At 70.1% G+C, this 25,995-nt stretch carries 26 protein-coding genes; 13 read left to right on the top strand and 13 right to left on the bottom strand.

All coding sequences use genetic code 11. The annotated features are described in order from the left end of the window. Positions 1 to 118: 118 nt before the first annotated feature. On the top strand, positions 119 to 1,597 hold the full coding sequence (locus tag OP79_RS04350) for a glutamate-cysteine ligase family protein (protein ID WP_033318580.1): 1,479 nt from the start codon (positions 119 to 121) through the stop codon (positions 1,595 to 1,597). Between the two features lie 12 nt (positions 1,598 to 1,609). Here OP79_RS04350 and OP79_RS04345 read toward each other — a convergent pair whose 3' ends face one another. Both OP79_RS04345 and OP79_RS04340 read right to left on the bottom strand, forming a co-directional pair. Next, positions 1,610 to 2,722: a Gfo/Idh/MocA family protein gene (locus OP79_RS04345; protein ID WP_033318579.1), complete on the bottom strand. Its 1,113-nt coding sequence runs from the start codon at positions 2,720 to 2,722 to the stop codon at positions 1,610 to 1,612. Then, positions 2,701 to 3,402, bottom strand: a complete 702-nt coding sequence (locus tag OP79_RS04340; RefSeq protein ID WP_033318578.1) for a ThuA domain-containing protein — start codon at positions 3,400 to 3,402, stop codon at positions 2,701 to 2,703. Before OP79_RS04340 ends, OP79_RS04345 begins: the two co-directional genes overlap by 22 nt. Positions 3,403 to 3,837: 435 nt before the next feature. Between OP79_RS04340 and OP79_RS04335 the strand changes: the two genes are divergently transcribed. Further along, on the top strand, positions 3,838 to 4,776 hold the full coding sequence (locus OP79_RS04335) for a pectate lyase family protein (protein ID WP_425428551.1): 939 nt from the start codon (positions 3,838 to 3,840) through the stop codon (positions 4,774 to 4,776). 195 nt (positions 4,777 to 4,971) lie between these two features. After that, a complete protein-coding gene (locus OP79_RS04330; RefSeq protein WP_078491615.1) occupies positions 4,972 to 5,535 on the top strand; it encodes a hypothetical protein in 564 nt (187 codons plus the stop codon). 78 nt (positions 5,536 to 5,613) lie between these two features. On the opposite strand, the gene OP79_RS04325 is transcribed toward OP79_RS04330, so the two are convergent. The 4 genes from OP79_RS04325 to OP79_RS04310 form a co-directional block, all read right to left on the bottom strand. Further along, positions 5,614 to 5,931 (bottom strand): antibiotic biosynthesis monooxygenase family protein, encoded by a 318-nt coding sequence (locus OP79_RS04325; RefSeq protein ID WP_033318577.1) that lies wholly within the window; start codon positions 5,929 to 5,931, stop codon positions 5,614 to 5,616. 77 nt (positions 5,932 to 6,008) lie between these two features. After that, entirely contained in the window at positions 6,009 to 7,352 is a 1,344-nt protein-coding gene (locus OP79_RS04320) for a D-arabinono-1,4-lactone oxidase (protein ID WP_245685212.1), read from the bottom strand. 72 nt (positions 7,353 to 7,424) lie between these two features. Then, complete coding sequence (locus tag OP79_RS04315) at positions 7,425 to 8,657, bottom strand: amino acid deaminase/aldolase (RefSeq protein ID WP_051744403.1); 1,233 nt, start codon at positions 8,655 to 8,657, stop codon at positions 7,425 to 7,427. Positions 8,658 to 8,881: 224 nt separating this feature from the next. Continuing rightward, positions 8,882 to 9,484 carry a TetR/AcrR family transcriptional regulator gene (locus OP79_RS04310; protein ID WP_033318576.1) on the bottom strand — a complete coding sequence of 201 codons (603 nt, stop codon included), beginning with the start codon at positions 9,482 to 9,484 and terminating at the stop codon, positions 8,882 to 8,884. Positions 9,485 to 9,702: 218 nt separating this feature from the next. Here OP79_RS04310 and OP79_RS04305 point away from each other — a divergent pair, with 218 nt between their 5' ends. The 3 genes from OP79_RS04305 to OP79_RS04295 all read left to right on the top strand — a co-directional run bounded on the left by OP79_RS04305 (position 9,703) and on the right by OP79_RS04295 (position 12,340). Beyond that, positions 9,703 to 10,587, top strand: a complete 885-nt coding sequence (locus OP79_RS04305; protein WP_033318712.1) for an SIS domain-containing protein — start codon at positions 9,703 to 9,705, stop codon at positions 10,585 to 10,587. Between the two features lie 34 nt (positions 10,588 to 10,621). Then, on the top strand, positions 10,622 to 11,476 hold the full coding sequence (locus tag OP79_RS04300; RefSeq protein WP_033318575.1) for a class II fructose-bisphosphate aldolase: 855 nt from the start codon (positions 10,622 to 10,624) through the stop codon (positions 11,474 to 11,476). A 72-nt stretch (positions 11,477 to 11,548) separates the two neighbouring features. After that, entirely contained in the window at positions 11,549 to 12,340 is a 792-nt protein-coding gene (locus OP79_RS04295) for an AraC family transcriptional regulator (protein ID WP_033318574.1), read from the top strand. Here OP79_RS04295 and OP79_RS04290 read toward each other — a convergent pair. Further along, on the bottom strand, positions 12,330 to 13,490 hold the full coding sequence (locus OP79_RS04290; protein ID WP_211270733.1) for a methyltransferase: 1,161 nt from the start codon (positions 13,488 to 13,490) through the stop codon (positions 12,330 to 12,332). The genes OP79_RS04295 and OP79_RS04290 overlap by 11 nt on opposite strands. A gap of 80 nt (positions 13,491 to 13,570) precedes the next feature. Between OP79_RS04290 and OP79_RS04285 the strand changes: the two genes are divergently transcribed. Continuing rightward, positions 13,571 to 14,233 carry an alpha-ketoglutarate-dependent dioxygenase AlkB family protein gene (locus tag OP79_RS04285; RefSeq protein ID WP_033318573.1) on the top strand — a complete coding sequence of 221 codons (663 nt, stop codon included), beginning with the start codon at positions 13,571 to 13,573 and terminating at the stop codon, positions 14,231 to 14,233. A 39-nt stretch (positions 14,234 to 14,272) separates the two neighbouring features. Further along, positions 14,273 to 15,514: an ROK family protein gene (locus tag OP79_RS04280; protein ID WP_033318572.1), complete on the top strand. Its 1,242-nt coding sequence runs from the start codon at positions 14,273 to 14,275 to the stop codon at positions 15,512 to 15,514. On the opposite strand, the gene ilvY is transcribed toward OP79_RS04280, so the two are convergent. Beyond that, positions 15,501 to 16,352, bottom strand: coding sequence for an HTH-type transcriptional activator IlvY (gene ilvY / locus OP79_RS04275; protein ID WP_033318571.1), 852 nt, complete (start codon positions 16,350 to 16,352; stop codon positions 15,501 to 15,503). The genes OP79_RS04280 and ilvY overlap by 14 nt on opposite strands. An 88-nt stretch (positions 16,353 to 16,440) precedes the next feature. Between ilvY and OP79_RS04270 the strand changes: the two genes are divergently transcribed. Further along, positions 16,441 to 17,919 (top strand): ketol-acid reductoisomerase, encoded by a 1,479-nt coding sequence (locus OP79_RS04270; RefSeq protein WP_033318570.1) that lies wholly within the window; start codon positions 16,441 to 16,443, stop codon positions 17,917 to 17,919. 6 nt (positions 17,920 to 17,925) lie between these two features. Here the strand turns inward: OP79_RS04270 and OP79_RS04265 are convergent, their stop codons facing one another. The 3 genes from OP79_RS04265 to OP79_RS04255 are packed head-to-tail and all read right to left on the bottom strand — an operon-like array spanning position 17,926 to position 19,541. Beyond that, positions 17,926 to 18,339 (bottom strand): tautomerase family protein, encoded by a 414-nt coding sequence (locus OP79_RS04265; RefSeq protein WP_033318569.1) that lies wholly within the window; start codon positions 18,337 to 18,339, stop codon positions 17,926 to 17,928. A gap of 24 nt (positions 18,340 to 18,363) precedes the next feature. Continuing rightward, positions 18,364 to 18,942 (bottom strand): DUF4865 family protein, encoded by a 579-nt coding sequence (locus OP79_RS04260; RefSeq protein WP_033318568.1) that lies wholly within the window; start codon positions 18,940 to 18,942, stop codon positions 18,364 to 18,366. 11 nt (positions 18,943 to 18,953) lie between these two features. Next, positions 18,954 to 19,541, bottom strand: a complete 588-nt coding sequence (locus tag OP79_RS04255; protein ID WP_051744401.1) for a TetR/AcrR family transcriptional regulator — start codon at positions 19,539 to 19,541, stop codon at positions 18,954 to 18,956. A gap of 194 nt (positions 19,542 to 19,735) precedes the next feature. Between OP79_RS04255 and OP79_RS04250 the strand changes: the two genes are divergently transcribed. Genes OP79_RS04250 through OP79_RS04240 form a run of 3 tightly spaced genes read left to right on the top strand, consistent with a single transcriptional unit; the run spans position 19,736 to position 23,333 of the window. Further along, a complete protein-coding gene (locus OP79_RS04250) occupies positions 19,736 to 20,017 on the top strand; it encodes an SHOCT domain-containing protein (RefSeq protein ID WP_033318566.1) in 282 nt (93 codons plus the stop codon). Then, the gene (locus tag OP79_RS04245) at positions 20,014 to 20,775 is read left to right on the top strand and encodes an ABC transporter ATP-binding protein (protein WP_033318565.1); all 762 of its coding nucleotides are present in this window, start codon (positions 20,014 to 20,016) and stop codon (positions 20,773 to 20,775) included. The genes OP79_RS04250 and OP79_RS04245 overlap by 4 nt, the downstream gene beginning before the upstream one ends. Beyond that, the gene (locus tag OP79_RS04240; protein ID WP_033318564.1) at positions 20,772 to 23,333 is read left to right on the top strand and encodes an ABC transporter permease; all 2,562 of its coding nucleotides are present in this window, start codon (positions 20,772 to 20,774) and stop codon (positions 23,331 to 23,333) included. The genes OP79_RS04245 and OP79_RS04240 overlap by 4 nt, the downstream gene beginning before the upstream one ends. A gap of 26 nt (positions 23,334 to 23,359) precedes the next feature. Here the strand turns inward: OP79_RS04240 and OP79_RS04235 are convergent, their stop codons facing one another. Both OP79_RS04235 and OP79_RS04230 read right to left on the bottom strand, forming a co-directional pair. After that, positions 23,360 to 23,902: an ATP-binding protein gene (locus OP79_RS04235; protein ID WP_033318563.1), complete on the bottom strand. Its 543-nt coding sequence runs from the start codon at positions 23,900 to 23,902 to the stop codon at positions 23,360 to 23,362. A 185-nt stretch (positions 23,903 to 24,087) separates the two neighbouring features. Next, positions 24,088 to 24,411: a hypothetical protein gene (locus OP79_RS04230; RefSeq protein ID WP_033318562.1), complete on the bottom strand. Its 324-nt coding sequence runs from the start codon at positions 24,409 to 24,411 to the stop codon at positions 24,088 to 24,090. 369 nt (positions 24,412 to 24,780) lie between these two features. Between OP79_RS04230 and cds1 the strand changes: the two genes are divergently transcribed. Beyond that, a complete protein-coding gene (gene cds1 / locus OP79_RS04225; protein WP_106972291.1) occupies positions 24,781 to 25,878 on the top strand; it encodes an L-cysteine desulfhydrase Cds1 in 1,098 nt (365 codons plus the stop codon). Positions 25,879 to 25,995 lie beyond the last annotated feature (117 nt).

Here is a 25,995-nt window from a genome sequence, read left to right as displayed (position 1 = left end):
CGCCCGCTCGCTCGGTACCGCGAAACCGCGACTGTGCGCTGACTGTCCGGATTCCGCCCCAAGTGCGACGCTTGGGGGCACGAGAGGTATCCGCCGAGGGAACTCGGGAGGGGCCACTATGGGACGTGACGTGCCGGCCCTGGTGTTCACGCGGGAGGACCGGCGTCGGTACCGGGACAAGATGCACACCTGCCTCGATGTGCTGACGCAGATGTTGCGCGAGTCGGCTTTCGAGAGCGAGCGCCCCCAGGTCGGGCTGGAGATCGAGCTCAACCTGGTGGATGCCGACGGGCGGCCGGTGATGCGGAACACCGAGGTCCTCCAGGCGATCGCCGACCCCGCCTGGGCGAGCGAACTGGGCCGCTTCAACCTGGAGATCAACATCCCGCCCCGGCAGCTGACCGCCGGGGGGCCAGGCGACTGGGAGCAGGAGATCCGTGACGCGCTCAACCACGCCGAGGAACGCGCCTCGGCCGTGGGCGCGCACCTGATCATGATCGGTATCCTGCCGACCCTGGGGGAGGCGGACGTGGGCGAGGCCGCCCTGTCCGGTGATCCCCGGTATCGGCTGCTCAACGAGCAGATCTTCGCGGCGCGGGGTGAGGACCTGCGGATCAGGGTGGACGGCGTGGAGCGCCTGTCGATGTACGCCGACGCCATCACGCCCGAGGCGGCCTGCACCAGCACCCAGTTCCACCTGCAGGTCGCTCCGAAGCAGTTCGCGGACTACTGGAACGCGGCCCAGGCCATCGCGGGCGTACAGATCGCCCTGGCGGCGAACTCGCCCTTCCTCTTCGGCAGGGAGCTGTGGCGCGAGACCCGTATCCCTCTGTTCGAGCAGGCCACCGACACCCGCCCCGAGGAGATCAAGGCTCAGGGGGTACGACCCCGGGTGTGGTTCGGAGAGCGCTGGATCACCAGCGTCTTCGACCTCTTCGAGGAGAACGTGCGGTACTACCCGGCGCTGCTGCCCCTGTGCGACGACGAGGACCCGCAGCAGGCGCTCGACCAAGGCAGCGTCCCGCAACTGGGAGAACTGACGCTGCACAACGGCACGATCTACCGCTGGAACCGCCCCGTCTACGCCGTCACCGACGGCCGGCCACATCTGCGCATCGAGAACCGTGTCCTGCCCGCAGGCCCCACCGTGGCCGACATCATCGCCAACGGCGCCTTCTACTACGGCCTGACCCGTGCCCTGGTCGACGAGGACCGGCCGGTGTGGACACGGATGTCCTTCGCGGTCGCCGAGGAGAATCTGCACACCGCGGCCCGCGACGGCATCGACGCCCGCCTCTACTGGCCCGGCGTCGGCGAAGTACCCGTCACGGAACTGGTGTTGCGGCGCCTGCTGCCCCTGGCCCACCGCGGCCTCGAGCTGACCGGCATGGACGCGGAGTGGCGCGAACCCCTGCTGGGGATCATCGAGCAGCGCTGCGTCACCGCCCGCAACGGCGCCCTGTGGCAGGCGGAGACGGTCCACCACCTCGAGAAGGCCGGCACCTCCGACCGGTGGGAGGCGCTGCGGCAGATGACCACGACGTACATGGACTACATGCACATGAACGCGCCCGCGCACACGTGGCCCGTGGACTGACACCCGCCGGCTTCACCAGGCGGCGTTTCCTCGCCACTCCTCGGCAGCCGTCAGCGGAACCGGAACAGGTGGCTCTGCCGACGTCGTCAGCTCGATCCGGCGCCCCTCGGCCGACGAGCGCAGGAGGGCACTCATCGTCTCCAGCACGTGCAGGGCGAGATCGCCGTTCGCGCGAGGCGCCCGCCGCACGTCGGCGGCGATGAAGTCGAGCAGCCCGACGCCCCGTGCGCCTCCGGCGTAGCCCGCCGACGTCGGAAGCGTGCGCCACTGAGTGTCGCCGAGTTCGAAGAGCCGCACCTCGCCGTCGAAACCGTTCGGATCCGGAACCGTGAGGGTCCCCGTCTCGCCGTGGACCTCGATCGGCGCGGCCGTGGTGGCCACGCCGTCGAAGCTCGTCGTGATCGTCGTCAGGGTCCCGCCCACGTGCTCGAGCACACCGGAGACATGACTGTCCACCTCGACCGGTATCCGCTCGCCCGCACGCGGGCCGGAACCGATGACGCGCTCGGCACGGAGCCGGCCGGCCGCCCCGATCACGGCACGCACCGGACCCAGCAGGTGGACGAGCGATGCCAGGTAGTACGGGCCCATGTCCAGCAGGGGGCCACCCCCGGCGGTGTAGTAGAAGTCGGGGTGGGGGTGCCAGCGTTCGTGCCCCGGGGTGACCATGACGGCCGAGGCGAACAGAGGGCGCCCGATGCTTCCCGCCGCCACGGCCGCCCGCGCCGTCTGGATTCCGGTGCCCAGGACGGTGTCCGGCGCGCACCCCACACCGACGCCCGCCTTCGCGGCGGCCTCCATGACGGCGTGGGCGTCGGGGAGGGTCGCGGCCAGCGGCTTTTCTCCGTATACGTTCTTGCCGTGGCCGATGGCGCCGAGGGCGATCCCGGCATGGGCCGCGGGCACGGTGAGGTTCAGCACCGTGTCCACGTCCGGGCTGCTCAGCAACTCCTCGACGGTCAGCGCCTCGACGCCGGGCAGTTCGGCGGCGACCGCCGTAGACCGGGAGGCGTCGAGGTCGGCGACCGCGGTGACGCGCACGGCGGGATGGCCGCGGAGCGTGTCCAGGTACGCGCGGGAGATGACTCCGAGACCTACGACGCCTATGCGGTGCGCGTCGCCCACAGCATGCCCCTTTCGACGATGGTGCGGACGTTGGGGTTCTCCAGCACGTCGGGGCTGTGTCCCGGTGTCGTCACCACGATGCGCCCGGCGCCCCACTGACGGGTCCAGACCGCCGGCGAGCGGACCGGCCGGTGCCAGGGCTGCCACGACTGGGCAGGATGGGTGGTGGTGGCCAGGACGTCGATGAGGTCGTCGTGGAGCACCCAGTACTGCTCGGTGTCCAGCTCGAAGTCCTCGATGCCCGCGGTGACGGGGTGGTCGCGGCCGGACTCGGTGATGTCGATGGTGTGCGGCAGGTAGTTGTCCTCCGCCTCACCCCGGCGCTCGCACGGTTCCTTGCCCGGGTGGGTCGCGAACTGGCCTCCCACCAGATGGAGATAGTCGGAGGAGGCGCGGAACGAGTCGGCGATGCCGCCGTGCCAGCCGGTCAAGCCGGTGCCCGCCACGACCGCCGCACTCAGTCCCGCCAGCTGCTCGGGGGCGATCTCCGACATGGTGATGCACTGCACGACGAGGTCGGTGGCGGCCATCTCGGAGCTGTCGGCGTAGACGTCGGTCGACTCCTCGACCCGGACGGTGTATCCGTTGCTCTGCAGGAAGGGCAGAAACAGCTCCGTGGCCTCGACCGGCTGATGCCCCTCCCACCCGCCTCTGACCACCAGGGCTTTCTTCCGCGTCATCTTGTCCCTTCATGGGGGCCGGTAGAACAGCGCCATCACTATGCGTCAGCTGCCCGCGCCCCCGAAAGGGGTGCCGGACATCGCGAAAGTTTCGCAAACCGGACGGGCCGCCGACCCGGGTCCAGTTCGCCAAGCACTGACCCCGCTGGCGGCCGCTGTCTGCTGCGGAGTTCCGTACTCCGATCCGTTGACATGCTCAAAACACCTGATTAGCATTCAGGAAATCTTGGAAAGCGCTTTCTCCCTGCTCGTGCCTCTGCATTCACACCTCCGCGCATCCGGCGCGCGGGGTGCATCTCCTGACGGGAGAGTGCCGACATGCACTCGAGGAACCGTACGAAGGCGTCGTTCCCGAAGACGCCCGCAAGGAAGCGTCCGTTACGCACCGCCCGCGGCGTTCCCGCACTTGCGCTCGCCCTGTTGCTCGGCGCGACGATGGTGCCCGCAGGCAGCGGCAGTGCCACCGCGCAGACATCGACGCCACGGGCCGAGACGTCGCCCACCGGCTTCGCCGCGGTCAACGCGCTAGGCCAGAACGGCACCACCGGCGGAGCCGGAGGGCAGGTCGTGACCGCCACCAACACCGAGCAGTTCCTGGAGTACATCGACACAACAGGTCCGCTGGTCATCCAGGTTCAGGGCACCATCGACATCACCAGCAAGCAGGGTGTACGCCCCAACAAGACCATCGTCGGAGTCGGTTCCTCGGCCGTCATCAACGGTGGCGGCCTGGACTTCTATCGCTCGTACAACGTCATCGTGCGGAACATCAAGTTCACAGGCGCTGAGGACGACGCCGTGAACGTCGGCCAGGAGTCGCACCACATCTGGATCGACCACAACGAGTTCGTCGGGGCCGTCGACGGGGCGATCGACATCGTCCGCGGCTCCGAGTACGTCACCGTGTCGTGGAACTGGTTCAACAAGACCGACAAGAGCATGCTGCTCGGCCACTCCGACAGCAACAGCGGCCAGGACACCGGCAAGTTGAAGGTCTCCATCCACCACAACTTCTTCGACGGCTCGCGGCAGCGTCACCCGCGCGTACGGTTCGGCGAACCGGTGCACGTCTACAACAACTACTACAAGGGGAACGCCCTGTACGGCGTCGCGTCGACCATGAACGCGGGGGTGCTGGTCGAGGGCAACCACTTCGAAGGCGTTGAGTACCCCTGCTACTCCGCCTCCGGGTACGACGAGTCGGGGCCGGGCCGGCTGGTGCAGCGGAACAACGTCTTCACCGGGTCAGGAACGTGCGAGACCAACGGCACCGTGACCGAGCCGCGCACCTACTACTCGTACACGCTGGACCCGGCTGCCGACGTTCCCTCGCTCGTACGGGCAGGGGCGGGCGTCGGAAAGATCGGTGGCTGAGCGTCACGAACCCGGCATACGACATTCCGCCGCAGCAAGACAAACGGACCGGACTGACCTGCCGTCATCCCCACACCCGACGGCCCACCCCCACAGGAGGACCCTTCCATGAGCCGCAGACGGACGCCGGTGCCCACCGAGCGCGCATCCATACCCTGGCGCAACACGGTGGCCGTGGCCGCACTGGCAGCCGCAATGCTGGCCGGGCCCGGCGTTGCGCAGGCCACCCCGCAAGCCGCTCCGCAGGCCGCACCGGCAGCGCAGCAACGGGTGGCGGCGGCCAGCATCACCTGGAGCCTCGAGCGGGCGAGCAACCCGACGCAGGATCAGCTGGCGGCGTACGACCTCATCACGAGGGCGATGAACGCGGCGGTGGCCCGATACAACAACATCAGCGACCTCGGCAAGAACATCACCGTCCGCTACGACCCGGGCGTGCCCACCGCTGACGGCAACATCAACGGAACCATCCGCTTCGGCAATCGCGCCTACATGACCGAGCGGACCGCTCTGCACGAGATCGCCCACACCATCGGCGTGGGGACGAGCTCTGGCTGGTCCCGCCTCGGCGGCAGCGGCACCTGGACCGGTGCGCAGGCCACGGCACTGGTCAGGCAGTTCGACGGTTCGGGTGCCAAACTGTCCACCGGTGGTGGCCACTTCTGGCCGTACGGACTGAACTACGAGAACGAGTTCTCGAACACGGCGGCCGACCGTCACGTCCAGATCGTCGCCGCAATGGTCCGCGACGGTATGTGACCCAAGGGGTCCTGAGGGCCCCAAGGGGCCGGTGCTTGGGAGCGGCCTCCGCTCCCAAGCACGTCGGCGGGAGAACGGTCAGTCGGACTTCGGTTCCGCCTGCTGCAGGACCTCCATGGTCCACACGGTCGAGCCGCTGGCAGCAGGCTTGGGCCGGTCGCTCCCGCCCTGGTGTGCTTCCTTCATCGAACCCTCCATCCAGGCCTGGAACGACGCCTCGTCGCGCCACCGGGTGTAGACGAGGTAGTTGTCCGTGCCGTCGACCGGGCGGAGGAGCTCGAACCACTCGAACCCGTCGGCACTCTCGACGAGTCCGGCTCGCGAGGCGAAGCGCTTCTCCAGCGTCTCGCGCTGCTCGGCCGGCACGGTGAGGACGTTGATCTTGACGATGCTCATGGGTTCATCCTGCCGCACAGAACGTCAGCGATGGCGGGCGGCCCAGGCGTACGGGACCTCCAGTGCACCCGGCCGGATCAGTCCCCCAGCACCTGGCGCAGATATGCGTTGCCGAAGCGCCGGTCGGGATCGAGGCGGTCGCGCAGTTCGGTGAACTCGCCGAAGCGCGGGTACGCCTTGGCGAAGTCGTCGGCGCCCCGCGTATGCAGCTTGCCCCAGTGCGGGCGGCCGTCGTGGGCGGTGAAGATGCGTTCCGCGGCAGAGAAGTACTGGTGGTACGGCGTGCCCCGGTACACGTGGACGGCGATGTAGGCGCTCTCGCGGCCCGACGCCGTGGAGAGCGTGATGTCGTCGGCGGGTGCCGTACGGACCTCCACGGGGAAGCCGATCCGCAGGTCCGAGCGGTCGACCATGGCCTTCAGTTCGCGCAGGGTCTCCACCAGGGCCTCGCGCGGGACGGCGTACTCCATCTCCGTGAAACGCACCCGGCGCGGCGAAGTGAACACCTTGTAGGGGATCTCCGTGTACGTGCGGGCCGACAGGGCCCGGCTCGAGATCTTCGCGATCGCCGGGATGGTGGCCGGCACGCCACGGCCCAGCGAACTGACCACCTGGAACAGCCCGTTGGAGAGGAACTCGTCCTCGAACCAGCCGCTCAGCCGTCCCACCGGGGCGAGCGGACCCGCGCTGCGGTTGTTGCGCTTGGTGTTGCAGCTGTCGGTGTGCGGGAACCAGTAGAACTCGAAGTGTTCGTTCTCCGCGTGGAGTTCGTCGAAGGTGGCGGTGACCTGGTCGAAGGTCATCGGTTCTTCGCGTGCGGTGAGGAGGAAAAGCGGTTCCACGGCGAGGGTGACCGCGGTGACGACTCCCAAGGCGCCCAAGCCGATTCGAGCAGCGGCGAACACTTCCCGGTTCTGCCGCTCCGAGCAGGTGAGCAAAGAGCCGTCCGCTGTCACGAGTTCAAGGCCGCGGACCTGTGCCGCTATCGAAGCCGACTCACGGCCGGTGCCATGGGTGCCCGTACTGATCGCGCCCGAGACGGTCTGCTCCATGATGTCGCCCATGTTCGTGAGCGACAGGCCTTCCCGGGCCAGGGCCAGGTTCAGTGTCTTGAGCCGCGTACCCGCATCCACGGTCACCGTGCCGGCCGCACGGTCGATGGCACGGATGCCGGCGAGGTGGTCGAGCCGTATCAGGATGCCGTCGGTCACGGCGGCAGGGGTGAAGGAGTGGCCGCTGCCGACGGGCTTCACCGTCAGTCCGTCCTCGGCTGCCTGGCGTACGACGGCGCGGAGTTCCTCGACCGAGGCGGGAGCGATGTCGCGTACCGGGCGGGCGGTGACGTTGCCGTCCCAGTTCTGCCACACCCTCCTGCGCTCGTGCGCCTTGCTCCGGGGCGTACGGTAGCGGGTTGTCTCCACGACCTTCCTTCCTGCTAGCGGCGTAACTGGCTACGAAAATCGACGAGTTGGCGGGTCAGGTGAGTTGGCGGGTCAGAGGAAGGCATGTCCCTCGCCGCGGTACGTCGGGACCTGGTCGACGACCTCCCCGCCCGCCACCAGGTGGAGCGTGTTCACGCGCTCGCACAGCTCGCCCGCCTTGGCGTGCCGGAACCACACGTGGTCACCGAGCCGCAGTCCCTGCGCCGCCCTGCCGAGTACGGGTGTCTGGACTTCGCCCGCGCCCTCCATGGGGTTCATCCGCAGGCCCTGGGGCCAACTCAGGGTGGGCAGACGGTCTTTGCCGTGCGGGCCGGAGGCGACCCAGCCGCCGCCGAGGACGGTGGCGATCCGGTCGGACGGGCGGCGTACGACGGACATGACGAAGTAGGCGGCGGGCCGCGGGCGGAAGTGCCGGTAGAAGTCGAACAGTCCCGGCCCGTAGAGCCCTGATCCCGCACCGACCTCGGTGATCACGTGCTCCGACGCGGTCTGCTCGATGGAGCCGGTGCCGCCGCCGTTGACGAACTCCAATGGCTGCACGGCCTCGACGGCGGCGATGGTCGCGGCGCGCCGCTCGGCCAACTCGCGGGCGGAGAAGCGCTGCATGGCGCGGAGCGCGGCACGCTTGAGGGGAGACCCCGGCTGGTTGTCGCCGAGTCCGGCGATCTGGCCCTCGTACGACATGACCCCGGCGAGGTGGAACCCGGGTCGGCCCACGATCGTCCTGGCGAGTTCCGCGGCCTGCCCCGGAGTGTGTACGGGGGAGCGGTACGGGCCCAGGTGGAGGCGTCCACCGGCCAGTTCCAGCGAGGCGTCCAGGTCGATGCATAGGCGGAGTTCCGGTCGGCCCCCGCCCAACACGGCGTCCATGAAGTCGAGTTGGCTGACAGAGTCGACCATGAGCGTGATACGTGAGGCCGCGCGCTCGTCCTTCGCCAGTTGCCGCAACGCGGTGCGGTCCGTGGTCGGATAGCCGATGACCACGTCTTCGTGCTCCTGAGCCAGCCACAGGGCTTCGGGCAGCGTGAACGCGAGAATGCCGCGGTAGCCCTCCCGGTCGAGCGCACGCCGGATCAGGTGGCGGCTGCGGACCGACTTGCTGGCCAGCCGGATGGTGGCGCGTGAGCCGGTCCGGCGTGCCAGATCGGCGGCGTTGGCGTCGAAGGCGTCCAGGTCCACCACGGCGAACGGCGGGTCCAAGTGCTCGGTGGCCCGGTCGAGTTGGGCCATCCGGACCTCGCTGAGACCGAGGAGGACGGAGGTTGCCGATGCCGTCTGTTGCATTCCAGAGGCTCCCTGCTGGCACGGGGCTTACGTCGCCCGGGCTGAGTTGGTCATACGTACAGGACGCTTGACTCGTACGGGTGACCGTCTCATTCCGAATGAACAGAAGTCAACGTTCTGGAGGCGCGGAGACAGGAAGCCATGGAGACAGGAAGTCACGGAGACGGGGAAGCGGGCATGGCGAAGCTCTTCGCCTCCGGAGCGGAGTATTGAACAGAGGAGTGTCAGTCGTCCTCGCCGGCGAGGGTCATGAGGTGCTCGCCCGCCAGGCGGAGGACCTCACGGCTGTGCTCGCTGTTGCGGTCGGCCAGCCAGCACAGCGTCACGCCGTCCAGCACCGCGTTGAGGTAGCGGGCCAGGACGGGAAGGGGCACGGTCCACCGGATTCCCGCGCTCTCGGCGGCTTTCACGAGGAACTCCTGGTGGACTTCCAGGTAGTGGTCGTACTGCCGACGGGCCAGTTCCTCGAATCCGGCCTGGCGCAGGGCGTAGTGGGTGAGTTCGTAGCCCACCTGGTGCTCTCCCGGGCTGAGTTCCACACCCTCCCAGAAGGTGAACAGGGTCTTGGTGACGCGCGCGCCGAGGTCGTCGCCCTCTGTCGCGAACACGTCCCTGGCTTTGGCGACGCTGCTGTCCGTGAGGCGGGTGATGACCTCTTGCAGAAGCTCCTCGCGCGAGTTGAAGCAGTAGTGGAAGACGCCGAGCGGCATGTTCGCCTCGCCCACGACGGCGCGTGTCGTGGCCTTGGTGACGCCGTCGCGGACCATGACGCGGATCGCCGCGGCGATCAGTTCTTCCCGTCGGTCCTTCGCTGCCATGCGAGCCATTCGGCCGCCGCTCCTTCAAGCATTCAAGAGGGGATGCGTACGAGCATGCTATCGCGGCGTCTTGGACGCTCGACCAACATAACGGCTTCGGCGCGCTCGCACAGCAGCCGGTCGACCGCGGTCTCTCCCGCAAGAACACTCAGCCGGCCCATCCCCGAGCAGTGCGCGACGATGGGGCCATGTCAGCCATCCAGTCGGCCATCCGGGGAGAGCGCGGCGTGAGCCATGTCGAGAACGAGCTGAACAGTCAGCCCGAGTGCTGGATCCGGGCGGCAGAGCAGGCCGCGGAGCACACGGCCGTGCTGCCCGCCGCGGGGGAGCGGGTCGCGATCGTGGGCTGCGGTACGTCGTGGTTCATGGCGCAGGCTGCCGCGGCGCTGCGCGAGCAGGCGGGCCAGGGCGAGACGGACGCCTTCGCCGCCTCCGAGTTCCCGTACGGGCGGACGTACGACCGCGTCCTCGCCCTCACCCGCTCCGGCACCACCACCGAGGTGCTCGGACTCCTCGGCCGGCTGAAGGGGCGTACGCGCACCGTCGCGATCACCGCGGATCCGCGAACTCCCGTGATGCAGGCGGCGGATGACGTGATCGTGCTCGACTTCGCCGACGAACGGTCCGTGGTGCAGACCCGGTTCGCGACCACCGCGCTCACGCTGCTGCGGGCCCACCTCGGCCTACATACCGAGGCTGTCGTCGCCGATGCCCGCACCGCACTGTCGGTGCCGTTGCCTGAAGGGCTGGCCGACTGTGTGCAGTTCACGTTCCTGGGCCGCGGCTGGAGCGTGGGGCTCGCGAACGAAGCCGGGCTCAAGATGCGCGAGGCCTCGCTGGCCTGGGCCGAGGCCTATCCGGCGATGGAGTACCGGCACGGCCCGATCAGCATCACCTCCGCCGGAACCGCGACCTGGATGCTCGGCGGGGCGCCGGACGGTCTGGCCGAACAGGTGCGGGCCACGGGCGGGTTGTGGGTCGAGGGCACCCTCGACCCGCTCGCCGAACTCGTCCGCGCCCAGCGACTCGCCGTGGCCGTCGCCGCGGCCCGCGGCCTCGACCCCGACCGGCCGCGCCACCTCACCCGCTCGGTCATCCTCACCACGCCCTGACCGGCGAACCCGCCACGCCGAAAGGAGAGGCGCCATGCCCCTCGCAGCAACCGGTGAGCTGGTCACCCGGGCGGCCACGGAACGCACCGCTGTCGCCGCGTTCAACATCATCACGCTGGAGCACGTCGAAGCCGTCGTCGCCGGTGCCGAATCCGTGAACGCACCCGTCATCCTCCAAGTCAGCGAGAACGCCGTGAAGTTCCGCGGCGGAAGGCTGCTCCCGCTGGCCCGTGCCGCGACCGCGGCGGCCGAACAGGCCTCCGTGCCCGTCGCGTTGCACCTGGACCACGTGCAGAGTGACGGCCTGCTGCGACAGGCAGCCGAGGCCGGATTCAGCTCCGTGATGTACGACGCCTCGCGGCTGCCGTATGCCGAGAACCTCACCGCCACGCGGACCGCCGTCCAGTGGGCGCATGACCAAGGACTGTGGATCGAGGCAGAGTTGGGAGAGGTCGGCGGCAAGAACGGCCGGCCACCGCTGGACGCCCACGCCCCCGCGGCTCGGACGGATCCCGCCGAGGCACGCGCCTTCGTCGCCGACTCCGGCGTGGACGCTCTCGCCGTGGCGATCGGCAGCGTCCACGTCATGACCACCCGCACCGCCGTCCTCGACCACGACCTCCTCAAACGCCTCACCGCCGCCCTCGACGTGCCCCTCGTACTGCACGGCTCGTCCGGCCTCCCTGACGCCGAGCTGACGGCAGCCGTCGCGGGCGGCATCACCAAGGTCAACTTCGGAACAGCCCTGAACCTCGCGATGACCGGCGCGATCCGCGACTTCCTCACCGCACACCCCGAGACGGTGGACTCACGCAAGTACCTCACGGTGGCGCGCGAGGCGATGACGGAGGAGGTGGCGCGGATCATGAGGGTGGTACGAGCCTGCTGAGCTCCGTACAGAAGCACCGCGAAGGCCGATCGAGTGGCTGGTAGTGCTCGGTACCGTTGGTAGTTTTTCACCATGCGAGAGACGCAGGTCCACCTCGGGGAGCCGCCCGTCGTGGTGAACGCCGGAGTGGGCGTGCACGGCGTCGCCAGCCGTACCGATGTGTTCCGGCTGCCCGAGCTGTGGCAACTGCACCTGTACCAGTACGACGCCGAGCTGATCGTCGACGGCACGTCGCACGCCGTCCGTCCCGGCCGGGTCAGTCTCGTACCGCCCGGCACGGCCGTCCGTTTCCGCTACCAGGGCCGCTCCGAACACCTCTACGCGCATCTGCGCATCGCCCCTGCCGGACCGCCGCGCACCATCCCTGTCATGCAGGACGCGGGACCCGAACTCCCCACGCTCACCGGCCTGTTGCTCCAGGCGATCGCCTCCGTGCCCGGCGCGCCCGAACGCACCCGGGCCGAGATCTGGACGGCCCTGTGGCGCATCGCCCACCTCACGCCCGACGCCGGCCTCCCGGGGCCGCATCCGGCCGTCACCGCCGCGATCGCGTACATCGAGGCGAACCTGGCCGCCCCGCTCACCGTGCCCGCCGTCGCACGCGCCGCGGGCGTCTCGCACAACCACCTCACCCGGCTCTTCCGCACCACGACGGGCGACACGGTCGTCGCGTACGTCCGACGCCGCAGACTGGATCGTGCCCACCACCTGCTGCGCGCCTCGACCCTCTCCATCCCGGCCGTCGCCGCGTCCGTCGGCATCCCCGACCTGCAGGCCTTCAACAAAGCGTGCCGACGCGAACTGGGAGCCTCGCCACGTGCCCTGCGCGGCGAGACCGGCCCGCTGCCCGGTGCTACTTCCTGACGGCCTTCAGAATCACGAACTTCGCATCGCTTGCGACGACTTGGCTGTTGCCGAAGAGGCGTCGCAGCTTCACGTGGTAGCCGAGGTGCCGGTTGCCGACCACCCACAGCTCGCCGCCCGGCCGCAGCGCCCGGCGCGCTTCCGTGAACATCCGCCAGGCCGTGGCGTCGGTCGTCGCCTGGTGCGAGTGGAAGGGCGGGTTGGTGAGCACGAGGTCGACGCTCGCGGGCGGGACGCCGGTCAGTCCGTCGCCGACCCGGAACTCCGCCTTGCCGACACTTCCCTCGGCGCTTTCCCGGTACGTCGCCTCCGCCGAGGCCACCGCCGGGTACGACTCGTCCACGAACAGCACCTCGGCCTCCGGGTCGGCCAGCGCCATCGCCGTACCGACCACGCCATTGCCGCAGCCCAGGTCCACCACGCGCCCGGCCCCGGGCCCGTACGGCAGATGCTGGAGGAAGAACCGGGTGCCGATGTCGAGACGCTCGGCACAGAAGACGCCCGCGTGGTTGACGACGGTGCGGCCGGAGACGGGACCGATGCCGTCGGGCAGCGTGTAGGTGTGCGGCCAGGGGTTCTTCGGCCGGGTGAGCGCGGGGTCCGGCTCGCAGAAGATCAGCCGGGCCTTCTTCTCGGCCAGGGAGGTCCTGGTCGGGCCGAGGATCCGCTCGAACAGCCGCAGCGTCGAGGTGTGGATCTCCTTGACCATGCCGGTACCGACGACGACCGTCCCCTCGTGCACTCCGGGCGCCAGACGCAGCAACTGGTCCTCCAGGAGCGCGAGGCTCTTGGGTACGCGGATGAGGAGCACGTCGATCCGATCGGGCGGCGGATCCTGGGTGGTGAGCAGGCGCACCGAGTCCGCGTCGACTCCGCCCCGTGCCAGATTCGCGCGGGTCGCCTCCCGGGCGAGGAACGAGTCCGTGATCTGCACCGGCCGCAGCGAGTGAAGGGCGGTGACGAGAGCGCCCCAGCGGTCGCCCACCACGACGACGGTTCCGTCCAGTGGCTGTCCCCGCTCCGCGAGTTCCGCGAGATGCTGCAGCAGATACGTGTCGGAGGCGTCCCAGGCGCGCAGCCGCTCACGGGGGTCCTCGGGGAAACGGGCCAGCTCGTGCTCGCCCCATGGTGTCGCCATACGCTCGGTCATCGTGCGCCCAGGCTAGCCGAGCCCGCAGCTCATGACGTTTTTCGCCCGTACGTCTCCGAGCAGTGCGCGACCATGGAGCCATGAACGCCGAGCTGTTTCCCCGGAGTCGCACGGAGGTCGCGCCGGGCGCGGTGCATGTACCGGACTGGCTGGAGGCCGGACGCCAGCGCGAACTGCTCGAAGCCTGCCGCGACTGGTCGCGCCCACCCGCCGGCCTGCGCACGGTCCACACACCCGGCGGCGGCACGATGACGTCCCGGCAGGTCTGCCTCGGCTGGCACTGGTATCCGTACGGGTACGCGCGCACGGTCGTCGACGGTGACGGCGCGCCCGTGAAGCCGTTCCCGGAATGGCTGGGCGAGCTCGGCCGTCGCGCGGTGGCCGATGCCTTCGGGGGCGACGACGCCTTCGAGGGCGAGCCGACAGCTCCGTACGACATCGCCCTGATCAACTTCTACGATGCTGACGCCCGCATGGGCATGCACCGTGACAGCGACGAGAAGTCCGACGCCCCGGTGGTGTCGCTGAGCCTCGGCGACACGTGCGTCTTCCGCTTCGGTAACACGGAGTCGCGTACGCGCCCGTACACGGACGTGGAGCTGCGCAGCGGCGACCTCTTCGTCTTCGGCGGCCCCGCCCGCCTCGCGTACCACGGCGTACCGCGCGTGCACCCGGGCACCGCACCCGAGGAACTCGGCCTGACGGGCAGGCTCAACGTCACGCTGCGGGCCAGCGGTTTCTAGCCCGTCCCCCATCAGACCGGATCATGGGAGACTCCCCTCATGAACGGCAAGCCGACGCCCCGAGCAGCGGGAGAAGGAAGCACGCGGACCCGGCTGGACCGCGGACGCGGCGCGCTCGGGCCCGCGTTGGAGCTCGTGCACACGGGACGCGCGCCGACGCGGGCCGTGCTCACCGCCGAACTGGGGGTCACGCGGGCGACGGCCGGCGCGGTGGCCGCGGAGCTCGAAGCTCTCGGGCTGATCCGGGTCGACGCGCGCCCCGGCGCCGCCGCCGGCTCGCAGGGCCGGCCCTCGCACCGGCTCCGGCTCGCCGAGGACGGCCCCGTCGCCCTCGCCGCCCAGGTGCACGCCGACGGCTTCCGCGCGGCGCTGGTCGGGCTCGGCGGTCGTATCGTCGCGACCGCGCCCGGCTGCGAGATCGTCGACGCCGACCCGGCGAAGGTGCTCGGCTCGGTCGTCGACGCGGGCGCCCAGCTGCTCCAGGAGACGGGACGCCACTGCGTGGGCGCCGGACTCGCCGTGCCGTCCGCCGTCGCCGAACCCGAGGGCACAGCCCTCAACCCGCTCCATCTGGCCTGGCCGGCGGGCGCACCCGTACGGGAGATCTTCGCGGAGCGGATCCACGCGGCCGGGATCACCGGCCCGGCGTTCGCCGCCAACGACGTCAACCTCGCCGCACTCGCCGAGCACCGGCACGGCGCGGGCCGCGGCGCCCGCGACCTGCTGTGCGTGGCCACGGGACACCGCGGCGTCGGCGGCGCGCTCGTACTCGACGGCCGTCTGCACACGGGCAGTTCGGGCCTGGCACTCGAAGTCGGCCATCTCACCGTCAACCCCGAGGGCCGCCCCTGCCACTGCGGCAGCCGAGGCTGCCTGGACGTCGAAGCGGACCCGCTCGCCTTCCTCACCGCGGCGGGCCGAGACCCCGGCCCAGAGGTCTCGCTCCTCCAGGAAGCGAACGACCTGATCCGCGACCAGTACGCCGACCCGGCCGTCCGCACGGCCGCCGAGGCACTGATCGACCGGCTGGGCCTGGGACTCGCGGGGCTGGTCAACATCCTCAACCCGGACCGCATCATCCTCGGCGGACTCCACCGCACCCTCCTCGACGCCGACCCGGAGCGCCTGCGCGCCGTCGTCGCCGACCGCAGCCTGTGGGGGCAGAGCGGCGGCGTACCGATCCTCGCCTGCACGCTCGACCACAACAGCCTGGTGGGAGCGGCCGAGTTGGCCTGGCAGCCGGTGCTCGACGACCCGCTCGCCGCGCTCACGCCCCAGTAAGGCTCCAGAGGGCTGACACCAACGGCCGCCGCAGATCGGCGCGTCGTACGCACAGGCCGATCGGGAACGGCTCCGGTGGGGGAGTGGCGGGCAGCACGGTCAGCCGGTCACGCACCGCGCTGTTCTCGAGCACGAGACGGGGTACGACACCGGTGCCGCAGCCGAGGGCGACCAGCGTCAACAGCCCTTCGTGGCCGTCGGGTTCGGCCGCCACCTCAGGTGTGACACCCCGCGCGCGGAACCATCGGTCGGCCGCCTCGCGCACCAGTCCACGGTGCGGCAGCACGAACGGCCCACCGAGACCGGCGTCCGCACGGTCGCGGGCCGTCACAAAGACCAGCTCGGTCACCGCCACCGTCCGACTGACCAGCGGCCCCGGCAGCCGCGCCGGAATGCCTGCGACCGCCGCGTCGACCTCGCCCTCGTCGAGCCGGGCGAGCGCGGCAGCCGCGTCGCCGGTGCGCAGGTCGAGACGTACCTGCGGATGTGCGGCGCGAAAGGGTGCGAGAAGGTCGGGCAGCAGAGCCTGACATGCCGTCACGGTCGCGAACACGGCGAGCCTGCCGGTGAGTTCGGCCGGATCCGGGTGCTCCTCGCGGTACGTGCGCCACAACTCCAGCGCCTCGATCGCGTACGCGCGGAAGCGGTGCCCCTCCGCCGTCAGCGACACCCCGCGCGGACCACGGTCGAAGAGCCGGTGGCCGAGCCCCGCCTCGAGGCGCTGCACGGTGCGGGTGAGCGTCGCGGGGCTGACATGACAGTCCAGACTCGTCCGGCCGAAGTTCAGCGTCTGCGCCAGATGAAGGAACAGCCGCAGCTCGCGATGGTCATTGAGCATGCCTTCACCTGTGCCTTTCATTTACCACAACGCCCCGCTCCATAAGTTGCGCTTGCCGCAACACACGGGCAGAGCCTACAACTCGACCATGACCCCGACCGTGACTTCGACGTATGCCTCCACCGTCTTCCCCCTCGAAACCATGACCGTCCCCGGCGGCACCGAGACGATCCTGCGCGGCGGCCGCCACCTCTTCCCCCTGCTGCCGAAGGCCTTCGCTGGCGTCCACCGCATCGGCATCATTGGCTGGGGCCCTCAAGGCCGCGCCCAAGCAAGCAACTTGAGGGACTCCCTCGCCGGTACGGACATCCGCGTAGCAGTCGGACTGCGCCCCGGTTCCGCCTCGGCCGCCGACGCCCGCGCGCACGGGTTCACCGAGGCGGACGGCACGCTCGGCGACTGGCTCGCCGTCACCGCCGAAAGCGATCTGGTGATCCTGCTGATCGCGGACGCCGCGCTCGCCGCCCACCACCGGGAACTCTTCGCGGCGCTGAAGCCCGGCGCCACGATCGGCCTGTCACATGGCTTCCTGCTTGGTCACCTCCGGGAAACCGGCGGCGAGTTCCCGGCCGGGCACGGCGTGATCGCCGTCTGCCCCAAGGGCATGGGCGACTCGGTGCGACGGCTGTACCTGCAGGGCGCGGAGATCAACGGTGCCGGAATCAACAGCAGTTTCGCCGTGCACGCCGACCTCGACGGTCACGCCGTCGACCGGGCGCTGGGCTGGTCGGTCGCGCTCGGCTCCCCGTACACCTTCCACACCACACTGGACAGCGAGTACCGCTCCGACATCGTCGGCGAGCGCGCCGTCCTGCTCGGCGCCGTCCACGGCATCGTCGAGAGCCTGTACGCGCGCTTCCGCCTTGACGGCGACGACCCGGTGACCGCGTACGAACGGTCCTGCGAGAACGTCACCGGCCCGATCGCCCGCACCGTCTCACGCTCCGGCCTGCGGGCGGTGCGCGAGAACCTCGACCCGTCGGGGCGGGACACCTTCGACCGCGCGTACACGGCGACCTACGGCCCCGCCCGTGACCTCGTCGCCGAGATCTACGACGAGGTCGCCGACGGCACCGAACTGCGCAGCGTGATCCTCGCCGAACAGCGCCTCGGCACCCGCCCGATGACCGAGATCGGCGGCTCGCCCATGTGGGTGGCGGGCGACGAGGTACGCGCCCGGCGAGCCCAACGCGCGCTGCCTGTCGACCCGTTCACGGCAGGCGTCTTCATCGCCACCATGACAGCCCAGATCGACGAGTTCGCCGAGCGCGGCCACCCCTGGTCGGAGATCGTCAACGAGTCGGTCATCGAGGCCGTCGACTCGCTGCTGCCGTACATGCACGCCCGCGACGTCGCGTACATGGTCGACAACTGCTCGCGCACGGCCCGCCTGGGCGCCCGCCGCTGGGGCCCACGCTTCCAGGCGGCGTATGAGCAGATCGCCTTCCCCGCCTCCGAAAATCCCGCGGACCAGGCCCTGCTGAACGCCTTCACCACGAACCCGGCGCACGAGGCGCTGGCCGCGGCGGCCAAACTCCGGCCGTCCGTGGACATCGCCGTGGTCTAGGGGCCTCTAGGACGAAGGCCCGGTCGCAGCGGAGGAGACGGCGTACTGCGCCACGCCTTCGCCGAAGGACCAGTCGATCGGCTCGTTCTCGATCAGGTTGACGAACACGTTCCGCGGCTCGGTCCCCGCATAGGCCAGGGCGAGTTCGGCGATCCGCCGGTACAGCGCCTGCTTCTGCGCGGGGGTCCGCCCGGAGCGCAGGGTGATCGTGACGTACACGAGGCCGTCGTCCCGGTGGATCCCGAGGTAACCGTCGTCGTAGCGCAATGTGCTGCGGCTGCCGTCATGGCCGACCAGGACCTGGAACCGGTCGTCGGGCGGGATCCCTATGGCCTCCACCAGGGCGTCGTGCACGGCACGGCCGAGGGCGTCGAGCCGATCGGGGTCGGCTCCGAGGGCGTCTATGCGCACGAAAGGCATGGCTCTCCTTGTCGAAAAGGGTACTTACAGGGCTTGCGGCAGCCGGTCCCGTCCCGGCGCCGACACGTGCAGCACCTCGTACGCGTCGCCGTCCGCCTTGGGCATCTCGTGCTCCCAGAGGGAGAAGTGGACGAGCTCCCAGCGGCTGGTGTCCACGGCAGCCGCCGCGAGCAGCGCGCCGTCCTCGCCGGCCAGCCGACGGGTCTCGCGTACGGCCTCCTCCGCGATCTCGGTCAACGGCACGCCGTCCGCCGCAGGTTGGCGCCGCAGCACCGCGACGCGCGCGGGGGAGCGGGCGGCGCCACCCTCCTCGTACGCCAGCCCGGTCCACTGCCGGACCGACGGCCGCCCGAAGTCGTCGACGATGCCCTGGAAGGGGCCTTCCCAGAGGAAGGAGTTCATGCCGGCCACGGTGTTCCACAGATAGAACGGGGCGTACTGGTTGACCGGCGACCCGTGTACGCCGCGCTCGCGCATCAGGTACGTCTTGAAGCCGAGGCCTTCCCAGCCGTCCAGTAGGTGCCCCTTGCGGGCGACCCGGTCGCGGATGACGGCCATGTCGTAGTCGGCGGGGAGGGTGAGCGCGTACTGCATGGCGTGCAACGAGTGCCTCCTCAGGCGGGACGGGCGGGACGGTCTTTCGGGGCGGCGGTCGCGAGCAGGGAAAGCAGCCCCCGTACACCCGCGTCGAAGGCCGCGGGTGAACCGGACGCGCGGGCCAGGACATAACCGCCCTGGACGGTCGCGACGACGGCTGCCGCGATCTCCTCGCCGTCCAGCGAGGGCGCGAACTCGCCCTGTTCCTGGCCCTCTTCGACGATCCCGGCGAGCCGTTCCCGCAGCCAGTCGAGCGTCTCGTCGACCGGTACGCGCAGCTCGTCGCTGGCGATCACGTCGGGGTCCATCGTCAGCCGCCCTATGGGGCAGCCGCGCAGTACATCGCGCTCGCGCCGCAGATACGCCTCGATGCGCTCGTACGGGGTGCCCGGCCCGTCGAGTACTCCCGCGGCGGTAGCACGCATCTCCTCGGCGGTCCGCCGGATCGCGGTCAGGGCGAGGTCCGGCTTCCCCTTGAAATGGTGGTACATGCTGCCCTGCCCGGCGCCCGCGCGCTCCAGGATGGCCTTGGGGCTGGTGCCCACGTAACCGCGCTCCCACAGCAGCTCACGGGTGGACTCGATCAGACGCTCCGGCGTGCTCATACAGGAACTGTACATACTAGTAGTTACAGAAGTCGATCCCCGTGAGGAGCAACGGTGAGCAGCCCGCGTACTCCCTCGGAGGTACGCGCACTGCCGCTGGCCGTACGACGACCCAGGACCCCCTGCGGGACGACTCTCGGAAGCGACACGCAAGGACATCGCACAGCACATCGCTACTGAGGAGTTGACCGATCATGCAGACTCTCGCGCACTTCGGCGACGGCGGGCCCGGCCCGTGGATCCTGTTCTTCCCGGTGATCTGGGCACTGGTCATCGGCGGCGGCATCGCGCTGCTGCGCCGCACGGTGTGGCGTGGACGCCGCGGCCCCTGGCGGCCGGCCGCCGAGGACAACTCGCCCATCACCGTGCTCGGCCACCGCTTCGCCTCCGGCGAGATCGACGAGGACGAGTACTGGCGCCGGCTGTCCGTCCTGGACGAGCAGTTCGGCCGGACCGGCAAGGGCGGTGCGACATGACCGCGACGACGACCACCACGCGTACCGCAGCCAGCGTCGTCGACGCCGTGAAGGTGTACGGCAGCGGCGACACCAGCGTGCGGGCCCTGGACGGGGTGAGCGTCGACTTTCCGGTCGGCCGCTTCACCGCGATCATGGGGCCCTCGGGCTCCGGCAAGTCCACCCTGATGCACTGCGCGGCCGGACTCGACACGCTCACCTCGGGCACCGCCCACATCGGCGACACCGAGCTGAGCACCCTCGACGACCGCCGCCTCACCCTGCTGCGCCGCGACCGCGTCGGCTTCGTGTTCCAGGCGTACAACCTGGTGCCGACGCTGACCGTGGCGGAGAACATCACGCTGCCGCTGGACCTCGCGGGCGGCAAGGGCGACAGCGGCGACAAGGAATGGATCGACGCGCTGATCGACGTCGTCGGCCTGCGCGGCCGGCTGCACCACCGGCCCTCCGAGCTCTCCGGTGGCCAGCAGCAACGCGTCGCCGTGGCACGGGCGTTCGCCGGCCGGCCGGACGTCGTCTTCGCCGACGAGCCGACCGGCAACCTGGACTCCCGCTCCGGCGAGGAGGTCCTCGGCCTCCTCGGCCGCACGGTGCGTCAGACGGCCCGCACGGTCGTCATGGTCACCCACGACCCCGTGGCCGCCGCGCACGCCGACGAGGTCGTGTTCCTCGCGGACGGGCGCCTGGTCGACCGGATGACCTCCCCGACCGCCGACAAGGTCCTGGACCGAATGAAAGCCTTCGAGGTGCCGTCATGAACGCGTCTGTGCGCATCAGCGTGTCGTCCCTGCGCGCCCACAAGCGGCGCTTCGCCGGTACGTTCCTGGCGGTGCTCCTCGGAGTCGCGTTCCTGACCGGCACCCTCGTCATGGGCGACACCCTGCGCGCCAGCTTCGACACGATGTTCGGCAACGCGACGAGCGGCACCGACGCCGTCGTCCGCAGCGCCGACACCATCACCACGCCGGGCGAGAGCCAGGGCGTACGACAGCCCGTCGACACCGGCCTGGTGAAGAGGATCGAGGACACGCCCGGCGTCGCCGCCGCCGTGCCCAACATCGAGGGCGCGGGACAGCTCATCGGCGCCGACGGCGACCCCATCGGCGGCGCGGGCCCGCCCACGCTCGCGGGCAACTGGATCGACGACCCGAAGCTCAACCCGTACCAACTCGCCGAAGGACGCGCCCCATTGAAGTCCGGCGAGGTCGTCGTCAACCGAGGCACCGCCGAGCGGGGCGACCTGAAGATCGGCGACACCACGACCCTGCGTACGCCCGACCCGGTCAAGGTGACGATCGTCGGTCTCGCGACCTTCGGCGGCGAGGACGGCATGGCGCAGGTGACCTTCACCGGCATGACGCAGGCCGACGCCGAGAAGTACCTGACCGCGAAGCCCGGCGAGGCTGCGACCATCCAGGTCCGGGCCGGTCCCGGCACCAGCCAGCAGGAGCTGGTGGAGGCCCTGACTCCCGTACTGCCCAAGGGAATCGAGGCGAGCACCGGCCAGGAGTCGGCCGCGGAGAACACGGAGATGATCTCCGGCCAGTTTCTGAGCCTGTTCACCACCTTCCTGCTGGTCTTCTCGGGCGTGGCGCTGCTGGTCGCGACCTTCTCCATCCACAACACCTTCGCGATCGTGGTCGCCCAACGCGCCCGGGAGAACGCCCTGTTGCGTGCACTTGGCGCCTCGCGCAGGCAGGTCACCGTCTCGACGCTCGTCGAGGCGAGCGCAGTCGCCGTCGTGGCGTCCGCGGCGGGTCTCGCGGGCGGTGTCGGTATCGCGGCCGGGCTGCAGGCGCTGTTCCCGGCGATCGGATTCCCGTTCCCGGACGGCGACTTGGTGATCAGCGGCATGTCGATGCTGCTGCCGCTGGTGGTCGGCATCGTGGTCTGCCTCGGCTCCGCGCTGCTGCCCGCCGTCCGCGCCGGACGCACCGCACCGCTCGCCGCGCTGCGGGAGACGGCCGTCGACCAGTCCGGCGCGTCCCGTACCCGTGCCGTCGTGGGTGGCGGACTCGGCGCGCTGGCCGTAGCGGTCACCCTGACCGGGGTGTTCGTGAGCCCGTCCCTGTGGCTCGCCGGCTCCGGCGCCCTCCTGGCGCTCGCCGCCTTCGTGGTACTCGGCCCGGTAGCCTCCACCACGGCCGTACGCGCCCTCGGCAGCCCGCTCGACCGGCTGCGCGGTGTCACCGGCGGACTCGCCCGCCGCAACGCCCTGCGCAGCCCGAAGCGGACCGCCGCCACCGCGAGCGCGCTGATGATAGGCGTGGCCGTCGTCTCGCTGTTCACGGTGTTCGGCGCCTCGCTGAAGGCCACCATGGACCAGACCGTGTCGCGGTCCTTCGCGGGCGACGTCGCCGTCAGTACCCCGTCGTTCGGCGCGGGCGGCAGCGGACTGAGCCCGCGGCTCGCCGGCGCCATCGCGGAGCGGCCCGAGGTGGACACGGCTGTAGGGCTCGGCCGCGGTGTCGCCGAAGTCGACGGCAAGGGGCGCGCGTTGACGGTCACCGACCCGGCCGCGCTGGAGCGCACCTTCGACCTCGGCACGGTCCAGGGCTCGATGCGGAACCTCGGCACGGACGGTATCGCCATCACCGAGAACGAGGCCGCCGAGCAGGGCCTCAAGACCGGCGACACGGCCCGACTCACCTTCACCGACGGCAAGAAGGAGACCTTCACGGTCCGGGCGCTCTACGGTCAGTCGGAACTCGCGGGCGAGTACGTCATCACCCGCGAGGCCTGGGCCCCGCACCGCACCCAGGACTCCGACACCCTCGTCGCCGTCTCCTTCAAGGACGGCGTGAGCGCGGCCGACGGCAAGGCGGCGGTCGAGAAGGTCGCGGCGGCATACGGCAACCCCGAGGTGCAGACGCGCGACGAGTACGCACAGTCCTCGGCCGGCGGCATCGACATGATGCTCACCCTGGTCTACGCACTGCTCGCCCTCGCGGTGCTGATCGCGCTGCTCGGCATCGCCAACACGCTGACTCTCGCGATCCATGAACGCACCCGCGAACTGGGCCTGTTGAGGGCGGTCGGGCAGACCCGGGCGCAGCTGCGCGCCATGGTCCGCTGGGAGTCGGTCCTGGTCGCCGCGTTCGGCACGGTGGGCGGACTCGTCCTCGGCGGCTTCCTCGGCTGGGTGCTCGTCAAGGCGTCCGACGGCGCGAGCGACAGTGCGTTCGCTTTTTCGCTGCCTCCGACCCAGCTCGCGCTGGTGGCGCTCGTGGGCGTCGCGGCCGGAGCGCTTGCCGGCCTGCGCCCGGCCCGGCGGGCCGCACGCCTGGACGTGCTGCGGGCCATCGCGACCGAATGAGGAGCGACGTCCTGGTCACCGCCCGGTCAGCCGGCAACGGCCGACCGGGCGGGAGCGTGTCCGGACCTGACCCTGCCCGCCACATGCTCCACCTCCGCGAAGCTGCGGGACACGGCAGACGCAGTCTCCGCGGCTGCCCGGTACGACGGACGGGCGGGTAGTTCCACCGCGGGGCAGGGCGCCGCGAGCGTGAACCACACGACCTTGCCCGACTCGCCGTCCGGCCGAACCCCCCAGCTCTCGCTCAACGCGGCGACCATCGCGAGGCCGCGACCGCAGGTGGCGGTGACGTCGGCGTCCCGTACCTCGGGAAGCCGGGGATCGTGGTCCCGCACCGAGACCGTGAGACGGTCGAGCAGCAGTTCGATCTCCACGGTGCACAGCTTGTCGGGCTCGGCATGTCGGTGAACATTGGTCAACAGCTCGGTCACACCGAGCGCGGCCCGGTCTATCAAGGGGTCGAGATGCCAGTAGCGCAATTGCGCCGAGACGATCCTGCGGACCTGGCCGATCCGCGACGGCAGGGCTTGGAGCTCCACCGTGCAGTGCCTGCTTGGCTGACTGATCACGGCTGCGACTCCCCGAATTGAGGTCCGGAAGAAGACGAGTACGGATCCAGCAGGGTGCCTGCGTGCAACGGCCGCCTGCTGTTCATGACCGGCGTGCGCTGATTCGCAGCGTAATCGCCGGTGAACCCAGAGTGACGTGGGATCAGCGTGACTCAGGGGATGGGGTCCTGCAACTCGTGGCACTCTCAGTGCCCGCGCCCCGCCGCCCTGCGCACCGCTTCGATGAACCGGCGGGCGGCGGGCGGTCCGGGCTCCCCCGGAGCGGGGTCGTGTTCACCCAGGGTGAGCGTGTAGCGGGTGCCGTTGACGTCCGCCAGGGCGCGGTCGTCATGGGCGAACCACGGCTTCGACGCGCGGACCGCCTGCACCGGGGCGCTGTCGATCTCGCTGCCGTAACTGGTGAGCAACTCCAGCCTCCCGTCGCTGATCCGGACCTGTCCGGCCCGGGTGAGCGAACGCAGCCTCTTCCCGATCCGCACGCCCGTGGCCGTGAACTCCGGCTCCGCCATGATGCCCCGCCCCCTTGTGCGCTACGGCTGTGCTCCGGTCCTGATCCAGTGTGCGTCGCGCTCGGGATCGCCGTCTCGTACTCATGCGTCGGGTTCGCCGTCCCCTGCGGTGCAGTCTGCACGTCTCCCGCGTCGAGCACCAGTGCGCACGCGGGCGTCAGGCGCACGGTCCGGCGCACTCGGACGGATGCGCCCCCCACCGCTGTGTACCAGTGATTCCTTTGAGGTGCTCAAAGGTACGTTTATGCAGGTGAGAAGCGTGCGGAAGCTGTCTATGATCGAGGCGTCCGACCCGCCGAACCGGCGTCGGCCCACCCCTTAAGGAGCCCGGCCGTGATAACCCCACAGCAGGCCCGCACCCACGAGCCGATGGCCACACTCGACGTCGACCACAGCGACACGGAGTACCGGAGCTGGCTCAAGGAAGCCGTACGCAAGGTCCAGGCCGACGCCAACCGCTCCGCCGACACCCACCTGCTGCGCTTCCCGCTGCCCGAGAAGTGGGGCATCGACCTGTACCTCAAGGACGAGTCCACCCACATCACGGGCAGCCTCAAGCACCGCCTGGCCCGCTCGCTGTTCCTGTACGGCCTGTGCAACGGCTGGATCCGGCGCGGCCGACCCGTCATCGAGGCGTCCAGCGGTTCCACGGCCGTCTCCGAGGCGTACTTCGCGAAGCTGATCGGGGTCCCCTTCATCGCGGTCATGCCCCGCACGACCAGCGCCGAGAAGTGCCGACTGATCGAATTCCACGGCGGGCAGTGCCACTTCGTGGACGACCCACGCAAGATGTACGAGGAGTCCGCCGCCCTGGCGTCCGAGACCGGCGGCCACTACATGGACCAGTTCACCTACGCGGAACGGGCCACGGACTGGCGCGGCAACAACAACATCGCCGAATCGATCTTCCGTCAGCTGAAGTTGGAGCGCTACCCCGAGCCCGCGTGGATCGTCGCCACGGCCGGCACCGGCGGCACGTCGGCGACCCTCGCGCGCTATGTGCACTACATGCAGTACGACACCCGTATCTGCGTGGCCGATCCGGAGAACTCCTGCTTCTTCGAGGGCTGGACGACGGGCAACGCGGACGTCACCACCGACTGCGGCTCACGCATCGAGGGCATCGGCCGGCCACGCATGGAGCCGAGCTTCGTACCGGGCGCCGTCGACCGGATGATGAAGGTGCCGGACGCGGCGAGCGTGGCCGCCGTACGCGCACTGGAGGCGTCCATCGGCCGCAAGGCGGGCGGCTCGACCGGCACCGGGCTGTGGAGCGCGCTGAAGATCGTCGCCGAGATGGTTGCCACGCGCCGCACGGGAAGCGTTGTCACGCTGCTGTGCGACCCCGGGGACCGCTACCTGGACAAGTACTACTCGGACGAGTGGCTGGCCGGGCAAGGGCTGGACATCGCACCGTACGCGAAGGCGATCGAGTCGCTGCTGGCTACGGGGATTTGGCCGGACTAGCGAACTTGCCGAAGTCCGGTGCGGTACCACGCCTCTTAGGGCGCGGGGCTGTATCGATTTGCGGCTCCGCCGCGATGGGGGTCCCCCCGCTCGAGCGGAGCCGAGAGTGGGGGGAGC

Origin of the sequence: Streptomyces yerevanensis (genome assembly GCF_000716805.1) — a bacterium.
Taxonomy (GTDB): domain Bacteria; phylum Actinomycetota; class Actinomycetes; order Streptomycetales; family Streptomycetaceae; genus Streptomyces; species Streptomyces flaveus.
This window is presented reverse-complemented; position numbering and strand designations above follow the sequence as displayed.

Bases quoted from the DNA above. Each gene is read 5' to 3' on its own strand.
- OP79_RS04350 (WP_033318580.1), top strand. From the start codon at position 119: ATGGGACGTGACGTGCCGGCCCTGGTGTTCACGCGGGAGGACCGGCGT.
- OP79_RS04340 (WP_033318578.1), bottom strand. From the start codon at position 3,402: ATGACGCGGAAGAAAGCCCTGGTGGTCAGAGGCGGGTGGGAGGGGCAT.
- OP79_RS04335 (WP_425428551.1), top strand. From the start codon at position 3,838: ATGGTGCCCGCAGGCAGCGGCAGTGCCACCGCGCAGACATCGACGCCA.
- OP79_RS04330 (WP_078491615.1), top strand. From the start codon at position 4,972: ATGCTGGCCGGGCCCGGCGTTGCGCAGGCCACCCCGCAAGCCGCTCCG.
- OP79_RS04325 (WP_033318577.1), bottom strand. From the start codon at position 5,931: ATGAGCATCGTCAAGATCAACGTCCTCACCGTGCCGGCCGAGCAGCGC.
- OP79_RS04315 (WP_051744403.1), bottom strand. From the start codon at position 8,657: ATGCAACAGACGGCATCGGCAACCTCCGTCCTCCTCGGTCTCAGCGAG.
- OP79_RS04310 (WP_033318576.1), bottom strand. From the start codon at position 9,484: ATGGCTCGCATGGCAGCGAAGGACCGACGGGAAGAACTGATCGCCGCG.
- OP79_RS04300 (WP_033318575.1), top strand. From the start codon at position 10,622: ATGCCCCTCGCAGCAACCGGTGAGCTGGTCACCCGGGCGGCCACGGAA.
- OP79_RS04295 (WP_033318574.1), top strand. From the start codon at position 11,549: ATGCGAGAGACGCAGGTCCACCTCGGGGAGCCGCCCGTCGTGGTGAAC.
- OP79_RS04290 (WP_211270733.1), bottom strand. From the start codon at position 13,490: ATGACCGAGCGTATGGCGACACCATGGGGCGAGCACGAGCTGGCCCGT.
- OP79_RS04285 (WP_033318573.1), top strand. From the start codon at position 13,571: ATGAACGCCGAGCTGTTTCCCCGGAGTCGCACGGAGGTCGCGCCGGGC.
- OP79_RS04280 (WP_033318572.1), top strand. From the start codon at position 14,273: ATGAACGGCAAGCCGACGCCCCGAGCAGCGGGAGAAGGAAGCACGCGG.
- ilvY (WP_033318571.1), bottom strand. From the start codon at position 16,352: ATGCTCAATGACCATCGCGAGCTGCGGCTGTTCCTTCATCTGGCGCAG.
- OP79_RS04270 (WP_033318570.1), top strand. From the start codon at position 16,441: ATGACCCCGACCGTGACTTCGACGTATGCCTCCACCGTCTTCCCCCTC.
- OP79_RS04265 (WP_033318569.1), bottom strand. From the start codon at position 18,339: ATGCCTTTCGTGCGCATAGACGCCCTCGGAGCCGACCCCGATCGGCTC.
- OP79_RS04255 (WP_051744401.1), bottom strand. From the start codon at position 19,541: ATGAGCACGCCGGAGCGTCTGATCGAGTCCACCCGTGAGCTGCTGTGG.
- OP79_RS04250 (WP_033318566.1), top strand. From the start codon at position 19,736: ATGCAGACTCTCGCGCACTTCGGCGACGGCGGGCCCGGCCCGTGGATC.
- OP79_RS04245 (WP_033318565.1), top strand. From the start codon at position 20,014: ATGACCGCGACGACGACCACCACGCGTACCGCAGCCAGCGTCGTCGAC.
- OP79_RS04240 (WP_033318564.1), top strand. From the start codon at position 20,772: ATGAACGCGTCTGTGCGCATCAGCGTGTCGTCCCTGCGCGCCCACAAG.
- OP79_RS04230 (WP_033318562.1), bottom strand. From the start codon at position 24,411: ATGGCGGAGCCGGAGTTCACGGCCACGGGCGTGCGGATCGGGAAGAGG.
- cds1 (WP_106972291.1), top strand. From the start codon at position 24,781: ATGGCCACACTCGACGTCGACCACAGCGACACGGAGTACCGGAGCTGG.